The 2458-nt window shown below is 62.6% G+C and carries 2 protein-coding genes and 1 pseudogene; 2 read left to right on the plus strand and 1 reads right to left on the minus strand.

All coding sequences use genetic code 11. The features are described from left to right. Positions 1 to 122, plus strand: a pseudogene (locus tag ACOJSF_RS05515) (IS5/IS1182 family transposase); the annotation flags it as partial. On the opposite strand, the gene ACOJSF_RS05520 reads toward ACOJSF_RS05515, so the two are convergent. Then, on the minus strand, positions 97 to 564 hold the full coding sequence (locus ACOJSF_RS05520; RefSeq protein WP_420141223.1) for a DUF4145 domain-containing protein: 468 nt from the start codon (positions 562 to 564) through the stop codon (positions 97 to 99). The pseudogene ACOJSF_RS05515 and the gene ACOJSF_RS05520 sit on opposite strands and share 26 nt — an antisense overlap. Positions 565 to 1033: 469 nt before the next feature. Here ACOJSF_RS05520 and ACOJSF_RS05525 point away from each other — a divergent pair, with 469 nt between their 5' ends. Next, entirely contained in the window at positions 1034 to 2191 is a 1158-nt protein-coding gene (locus tag ACOJSF_RS05525; RefSeq protein WP_420141224.1) for a phosphoserine transaminase, read from the plus strand. Positions 2192 to 2458: the final 267 nt, after the last annotated feature.

Genomic DNA, 2458 nt, shown 5'->3' on the forward strand with positions numbered 1-2458 from the left:
CATGGCTCGGTCGCAACCGGCGACTGGCCAAGGACTTCGAAGCCACGATAGGCTCCGCCACTGCCTTCCTCTACGCTGCCGCGGCGATGGTGCTCGTCAGGCGCATCGCTCGCTCAGCGTGAGTTCTGAAACGGACTCTAAAACGAATTCGATCATATCGAAGGCATCCAGTAGATCGTCACGACTGACGCCGCCTACATGGCTGCCGCCATTTCCAAGCCACTTTGTCGCAAGAAGAACGTCGCCGTTCTCACTGTCCGACATTTGAAATGTTTTTATCCGCTTATGTAGACTAATGAACTCTCCATCGGCAGTTCGTTCAGGGATTGCTGCATCATCCATTAGAATTTCGACAGATTGACGAATATGATTTGCTGCAGATTCTGGGCTGGACCAAATCAAAGCCGATGCCTTCGCAATGGCGTCAATAATGGGCTGCGGCGTCTGCTCGGGATATGAGATTGCTATGGGCGTAGGCGATAGCATCTCGACGTTGAAATATCGCGTCGTGACATACTCGTCAAAATCGACCTGATCATGTGATATGCTAGACGTACCGCTCACCGTAACCAACTCCTTGCAAGCCGGTACGCTGCATTCGAGAAATCCGACGAATCTGTTGACTATCCAATCTGGCTCCCACGCGTCATGGGCATGTACCGCCTTGGACGGGCCAGTCTCTTTGATCATTAGCTTGTCTGCGCTGATCGAGAGAAATCCTTTCCTACAGGTCGGGCATTGCCAATGCGGCAGGTCGTCCGAAAAGGTGGCTGCCCATAACGTTCTGTCTACAGCCATCTCGGCACCTGTGGCGTTCCTTCTTTGGGACTGCGGTATCATCTAATCTCTAAGGTTCAGAATGGCGAGGTCGGTCGAGGGTGCTCGACCTTCTTCAGCACGACCGATGTGAGAGATCACCGGTTAGGTGCTTGGACTCCCCGCATTCCCGTTGACTCTCTGCCCCGCGACGCTAGGGCCGTCGGCGGGCCACGCCGTCCCAACGCGGCGCGTGCTCTCTGCGAGGAGAGATACATTGACGGACTTCCCCAAGCCGGCGGCCAAGCCGGCTCGCCCCCATTTTTCTTCGGGTCCCTGCGCCAAGCCTCCGGGCTGGAGCGCCGAGCAGCTCGCCACCGCCAGCCTCGGCCGGTCGCACCGCTCCAAGCTCGGCAAGAGCCGCATTGTCCACGCGATGGACATGACGCGCCACATGCTGAAGCTGCCCGACACGCACCGCATCGGCATCGTTCCCGCGTCGGACACCGGCGCGGTCGAGATGTGCCTGTGGTCGATGCTGGGCGCGCGCCCGGCGACGATGCTGGCGTGGGAGAGCTTCGGCGAGGGCTGGGTGACCGACGTCGTCAAGCAGCTGAAGATCGACGCCACGGTGATGAAGGCGCCCTATGGCGAGCTGCCCGATCTGAACGCGGTCGACTGGTCGACCGACGTGGTCTTCACCTGGAACGGCACGACCAGCGGTGTGCGCGTGCCGAACGGCGACTGGATCGCCGACGACCGTCAGGGCCTCGCCATCTGCGACGCGACCAGCGGCGTGTTCGCGGCCGACCTGCCGTGGGACAAGCTCGATGTCGTCACCTTCTCCTGGCAGAAGGTGCTGGGCGGGGAGGGCGCGCACGGCGTGCTGATCCTCGGCCCGCGCGCGGTCGAGCGGCTGGAAAGCTATACGCCCGCCTGGCCGCTGCCGAAGATCTTCCGCATGACGAAAGGCGGCAAGCTCAACGACACGATCTTCAAGGGCGACACGATCAACACGCCGTCGCTGCTGGCGGTCGAGGACGTGATCTGGAGCCTGGAATGGGCGCTGGGGCAGGGCGGCCTGACCGCTTTGATCGGCCGCGCCGACGCAAATGCCGCAGCACTCGACGCGTGGGTCCAGCGGACCGACTGGATCGAGCATCTCGCCGCCGATCCCGCGACGCGATCCAACACCAGCGTCTGCCTGAAGTTCGCGGACAGCGCGGTCGCCGGGCTGGACGATGCGGGCAAGCTCGCGCTCGTCAAGAAGATGGCGGCGCTGCTGGAGGCGGAGGACGCCGCCTATGACGTGGCGGGCTATCGCGACGCGCCCCCGGGCCTGCGCATCTGGTGCGGCGCCACCGTCGATGCGGCGGATGTCGAGGCGCTCGGGCCGTGGCTCGACTGGGCCTTCCAGACCGCCCGCGCGGCTTAATTCCTATCCGTCGCCCCGGCGGAGGCCGGGGCCTATCTCTCTCCCGACTGGTCGATGACCCGCGAGAGACATGGATGCCAGCCTGCGCTGACATGACGTCCAAGAACAAGGACTATCTCCATGCCCAAGGTACTGATTTCCGACAAGATGGACCCGCGCGCCGCCCAGATCTTCCGCGAGCGCGGGGTCGAGGTGGACGAGATTACGGGCAAGACGCCCGACGAGCTGAAGGCGATCATCGGCGACTATGACGGCCTCGCCATCCGC

The sequence above is a fragment of the Sphingomonas sp. genome (genome assembly GCF_048594985.1).
GTDB lineage: Bacteria > Pseudomonadota > Alphaproteobacteria > Sphingomonadales > Sphingomonadaceae > Sphingomonas_I.